Origin of the sequence: Nonomuraea aridisoli (assembly GCF_003236395.1) — a bacterium.
Taxonomy (GTDB): domain Bacteria; phylum Actinomycetota; class Actinomycetes; order Streptosporangiales; family Streptosporangiaceae; genus Nonomuraea; species Nonomuraea aridisoli.
In genome coordinates this window covers 1-414 of sequence record NZ_POUD01000693.1, presented here as the reverse complement: position 1 = coordinate 414, position 414 = coordinate 1, and the positions used below count along the sequence as shown (strand labels likewise).

The window sequence follows — 414 nt, the reverse complement described above, 5'->3', positions numbered from 1 at the left end:
TCATCAGCGTCATCGACGGCATCGCCTTCCAGACCAACATCCTGGCGCTGAATGCCGCCGTCGAGGCCGCACGCGCGGGCGAACAGGGCCGCGGCTTTGCCGTGGTCGCCGCCGAGGTGCGCAGCCTCGCCCAGCGCAGCGCCCTGGCCGCCAAGGAGATCAAGGCGCTAATCGATGACTCGGCCCAGCAGGTCAACGCCGGCAGCAAGATGGTCGAGCAGGCCGGCGCGACGATGCAGCAGGTCGTGACCAGCATCACCGGCGTCAGCCGGGTCGTGGCCGAAATCAGCGCCTCCAGCCAGGAACAGGGCGCCGGCATCGAGCAGGTCAACGTCGCGATCAACCAGATGGACGATTCGACCCAGCGCAATGCCGCCATGGTCGAAGAAAGCGCTGCTGCCGCTCAGGCCCTGC

Annotated in this window: 1 protein-coding gene; it reads left to right on the top strand. The window is 67.9% G+C overall.

All coding sequences use genetic code 11. The features are described 5' to 3' along the window. Window positions 1-414: methyl-accepting chemotaxis protein (locus C1J01_RS48780; protein WP_235855178.1), on the top strand; the 414-nt coding region annotated here is incomplete at both ends.